Origin of the sequence: Streptomyces sp. A012304 (genome assembly GCF_026008495.1) — a bacterium.
Taxonomy (GTDB): Bacteria; Actinomycetota; Actinomycetes; order Streptomycetales; family Streptomycetaceae; genus Streptomyces.
The window spans coordinates 3,813-8,890 of the sequence record NZ_BQUN01000130.1 but is presented as its reverse complement, the minus strand read 5'-3'; the positions used below and the strand labels follow the sequence as shown (position 1 = coordinate 8,890).

The 5,078-nt window shown below is 71.0% G+C and carries 2 protein-coding genes; one reads left to right on the top strand and one right to left on the bottom strand.

Features of this window, described 5'->3' with window-relative positions; translation table 11 throughout:
- Nucleotides 1–26: 26 nt before the first annotated feature.
- Nucleotides 27–4,010 (bottom strand): hypothetical protein, encoded by a 3,984-nt coding sequence (locus ALMP_RS32985; protein ID WP_264935134.1) that lies wholly within the window; start codon nt 4,008–4,010, stop codon nt 27–29.
- A 271-nt stretch (nt 4,011–4,281) separates the two neighbouring features.
- Between ALMP_RS32985 and ALMP_RS32980 the strand changes: the two genes are divergently transcribed.
- Nucleotides 4,282–5,078: NPP1 family protein (locus tag ALMP_RS32980; protein ID WP_264935132.1), on the top strand; the 797-nt coding region annotated here is incomplete at its 3' end.

Here is a 5,078-nt window from a genome sequence, read left to right as displayed (position 1 = left end):
TCCCCACGTCCCACGAAAGGCGATCATCAACGAACAAGATCCACTTTCGCAACAGACCCTAGTGCCGCCTTCTCCGCTTCGTCGACGGACAAGCCCCAGCGGTACTTCACCGTCTCCATTCGGTGATGTAGCGGCAACGGGCCGGCGGAGTCGACGAAGTACTGCCGGTTCTGGTCGCCGGCCACCGGCGACCTGGCGAGGACCGTGTCCTGGCGGGCGATGAGCCGGGCCTGGGCCAAGGTTTGCCGGTCGCCCCCGCACACCTTTCGGTACGGTACCTCCGGTACGTACGTCCGCCACTCCTCTGTGGTCAGCTCCGAGCCCCCGACTTTCGCGCAGACCTGGGCGACTGCTCGCTCCGGGTCGACGGTGTATCGCTGGAGGGGGACGTGGGCCCCGCCTGCGTACAGCGTGCCGTTGTCGGCAGAGAAGGCGAGGGCGTCGATGGCCTCGCCGGGGGTGGGCAGAGGGCCGCCCAGGGGCTGCTGAGTGACGGTGTCCCAGAGCTGGAGCGTGCCCGCGTCGCCGCCGACGGCGAGGGTGTGGCCGTCGGGGCTGAGGGCGAGGGCACTGACCGCTTCGGGCGCCGCGGCGCCGGGGGGCGCCGGGAAGACGTTCCGCAGGACACCGGTGCGGCGGCGCAGCTCGCCGTCCCACAGGGCGACCCGCCCGGTCCGGTCGCCCGCCGCCAGACTTCGGCCGTCGGGGCTGAACGCGAGGGCGCTGATCCGCTCGCCCTGTACGAGCGCCTGGGCGGTGATCGGTCCGCTGGGCAGAGGGCTCACCCGGTTGTCGCCGACGATCAGCCGGCCGTCGGGGCGGACCGCCAGGCGGCTGCTGGCCAGGTCGGGGTCGGGGACGAAGTGTGTTCTCCGGCCGCTCGAGGTGTCCCAGGCCTCGCTGGTCCACTCGCCGACGACGGGGGCACGGGTGGTGTAGAGGACACGGCCGCCCGGGGACAGTGCGACGCAGACCACCGCCGTGCCGGGACCGGAGGCCGCCAGATCGACCGAGCCGCGGGGCCGGCCGTCTTCCATGTCCCACACGGTGAACGTCTGGGCCGCGGCTCCGGGGCCGGGCAGGGAGACGCCGTAGCCGAACGCTTCCCCATCGGGGCTGAACGCCATCAGCGGCAGTACGTCGTGCGTCAGGTCGGGCGGGACGGGGGCATCGGAGGCGGCTGACGAAAAAGGCAGGGCTTGAATGAGGCGGCCGTCCTCGGTGGACCTCAACTCGAAGACGTAGCGGCTGCCCGCACGTCCGGCGGTGGCGAACACCCTGCCGTCGGGGCTGAGCAGCACACCGTCGAAGGGACGGTCGCGCCAGGCGGCGGTGACGGTCGTGGTGAGGTCAAGGGTGTGGACGGTGCCGCCTTCGAGATAGCGCAGGACGGGCGGGCCGGGGTCCCAGGCCAGGCCGCCATAGAGGTGCTGGTTGTTCAGGGAGTGGCGGAAGACGAGGGCCGGGGCGTCCGACAGCCGCCAGATCCTGATCTCGTCGGGGCCCGCGGTCGCCAGGAAGTCGCCGTCCCGGCTGAAGGAGGCGTACGCGACGCCGGGGTCGTCCAGCGCGGCCACCTGCTTCCCCGAGCCGATGTCCCAGATCCGCAGCCCGGTCGGCGTGACAACGGCCAATCGGCCGTCACCGCGGCCGGTTCCACCGCCGGCCAGCACCGTCGTCGAGACGCCGGCATCGCACAGGCCGCCGCCTGCCTTCTCCCAGGCCCCGGGCAGGGCGCGGCGCTCGGCCGTGGCCCACACCAGCGGAGCCCTGCCGTCCGCGCATACGGCCACCAGCCGGTCGTCCGTGCCCGGCGCCACGTTCGCCCGGTCCGCGTTCTCCGTCTCGAACAGCAGCCTGTCGTCCGGGACGGATCGTAACTGCACCCCCTTCTCCTCCGCCCGACTCAGCAGGTAACTACGGCCGCTGACACTGATGTCGAGGTCGTGTCCCGGGCTGGAACGTGCCGAAGCCCACCGGCCGGACGTCGTGTCCCACAGCCGTACGCCGTCGCCCGCGGAGACGGCGAGCACACGGCCGTCCGGTCCGGCCGCGAGGACCTTGCCCTGGGGCAGTCGGCCCGAACCGGTTCGGCGATGCGTGGCGACGTCCCACGTCCGCCAGGTTCGGCCCGCGACGCTGAGCAGCGTGCGGCCGGAGTTCACGAGGAAGCGCTGTGCGTCGTAGCCCGGGGCCGGGTCGGTGAAGGCGTCCGATTCGGGCTGGGCAAGGGATCCGAGCAGGGCGCGGCGGGTCTCCGGCAGCGGAGCGATCTGCCAGGCCGCCGCGCCCAGGAGCAGCGCCGCCCGGGGGTCGGTGGCGCGCAGTCCGTCGGCCACCGCCGCGATGCGTCGAGCCGTGTTCCCGGTGTGCTGACGAGTCTTGTCCCGGTGCTGCTGCCACGCCACCATGCCGACGACCAGGGCCGTGGCCAGGACGGCCGAAAGCGCGGCGAGCATGGTCCGGCCCCGGCGCCGAGCCCGGTGCGCTGCCTGCCGTTCCGCCTCCCGCGCCTCGATTCCGGCGACGAGGAACGCGCGCTCCACAGCTGTCAGTTCCCGATCACTCGCGTGGTCGGGAAACACTTCCTCGGCGCGTGTCAGCCGGCTGCCCCGGTACAGGGCGCCGGGGTCGCAGTCGTGCTCCAGCCACGCCCGGGCCGCCTCGGTGAGTCGCCGATGCTGGCGCAGCCGCTCCCCGCACTCCTCGATCCAGCCCTGAAAGCGCGGCCAGCAGCTGATCAGCGCTTCGTGCGCGAGATCGACGGTCTCCTCGTCGACGGTCAGCAGGCGGGCGCGAGCCAACCGCTCCACCACCGCCGGGACCTCGTGGTCCGCCCACTCCTTCAACTCGCTCCGGGGCAGCGGGCGGCGGGTGTCCGGGGTTCCCTCCTTGCCCGGTTCGACCAGCCGCAGCAGCAACTGCCGGGCGAGACGCGCCTGATGGGGCGACATCTGCCCATACAACGCCTCGGCGGTGGCTGCGATCGCTCCGCGCACCCCGCCCGCCGCCTCGTATGCGGCCAGCGTCAGCATCCGCCCCTTGCGCCGCCGCCACGTCTCCAGCAAGGCGTGCGAAAGCATGGGCAGGGCGCCGGGCTGGTCGAGGACCTCGTCCACGATCCGTGCGGTCAGCTCCCGTTCCACCAGGAGGCCCACCGACTGCGCCGGCTTGACGACCGCCGCGCGCAGCTCGTCCGCCGTCATCGGGCCCACCAGGAGTCCCGCCTCCGCCAACACCCCAGTCAAGCGGGGATGTTGGACGCATCGGGTGTAGAAGTCCGCGCGTACCGCGATCAGCACCCGCAGCCGGCTGTCCGGGCTCCGCGCGGCCAGCAGCAGATCGAGGAAGCGGGTCCGCTCGTCCGGGTCACGGCAGAGGGTGAAAACCTCTTCGAACTGGTCCACCACCACCCAGGTTTCGGGTTCGCCCTCTGTCGGGACCAGCAGATGCCCGTATGTCTGCGCCGGTTTCTCGCCCGGTGTGAACACCCTCAGCGCCGCCGGACGACTCCGGCCGGCGATCTCCTCCCGCAGGCGCGGGATCAGTCCGGCCCGCAGCAGCGACGACTTGCCGCTGCCCGACGCCCCGAACAGCACTGCGAACCGGTGCTCGCGCACCAGCCGCCGGAGCTCGTCCGCCAGCCGGTCCCGGCCGAAGAACAACTCCCGGTCATCCGGCTCGAACCGCGCCAGTCCCCGGTACGGCGCCGGCCTGTCCCCCGGTTCCCCGACGGAGGTCGCGACGGCCCGGGCCTCGGCCTCCTTCCAGCGGGCCTCCCATGCGCCGGGGTCGCCGCCGCAGGCGCGCGCATATCCCTGGACCACGGCCAGTGACGGTAACCGTTCGCCGCCCGCCGCCTGGGAGAGGGCGGTCGCGGAGAACCCCGCACGCGCCGCCATGGCCCGGTACGACGGCCCCCCGGCGGCCCGGCGCAGCTCCCGCAGCTCATGAGCGAAGCGCTGTACGGGTCCGGCCTCTGGATCCAACGGTCGTTCGGGACGTCCCAAGGATTCACCTACTTCCGCGCAGCAGATGAAAACGATCTTCAGCAAGGCTCAATGTACGTCGGTGACTGATCAGCCGTGAACCGACGAGCGATGTGACGTTGATGACGCCCATACGAACGTGCCGCTGAACAACCACGATCCACGGCACGGAATTGATCACGGTGAGGAAGGGAGGTGCTTTACAACTCTCCGCTCGCCAATCTCGGTCCCACGGCGCCGCATTCGGGCGCCGGGCAACCCCCCACGGACCAAGTAACCGGAGCACACCCGCATGAGCCATGCGCCCAGAAGCACAAGGAAGTCCCGTCTCGGCAAGGCCGTGCTCGTCGCGGTCAGCGCGGGTGCGCTGACCGTCGGCGTGACGAACAGCGCGTCCGCAGCCATCCTCAAGCCCCTGCCGGAGAGCACCACCTCGTTCCAGAAGACCTTCCGGCCGTACTTCGACTACGACTCCAACAGCTGCTTCCCCGCGGCAGCCATCGACAGGAACGGCACACTCAACGGTGGTCTGCAGGACACCGGCTCAGTGACCGGCGGATGCCGCACCGACCACCTCGGCGAGGCCAACACGTACTCGCGCGTCAAGTGCAACAACGGCTGGTGCGGGATCATCTACGCCCTGTACTTCGAGAAGGACCAGAACTCGCCCGGGAACGTCGTGGGCGGACACCGCCACGACTGGGAGAGTTGCGCGGTCTGGGTGAAGCAGGGTGACAGCCTGCCCTCCTACGTCTCCGCCTCCGCGCACGGCGAGTACACGACCAGGGCGTTCAACTCGGTACCCAGGGTCGGGTCCCGCGTCAAGTGCGTCTACCACAAGGAGGGCGCCGGCACCCACTCCATGCGCTTCGCCAAGGACGGCGAGCAGGCCGAGGCCTGGCCCGACGGTGGCTGGGACCAGCCGGGGCTGGTCAGTTGGGACAGCTTCCCGGTCGGTAACGACAACGTCGATCTCCAGGCCAAGCTGAACAGTGCCACCTGGGGCAACGCCAACTTCCCGCTGAAGAACGACAGGTTCCCGGTCGAACTGGAGCGGGCCAAGCCGTCCGCCATCCCGTTCAACCCGAG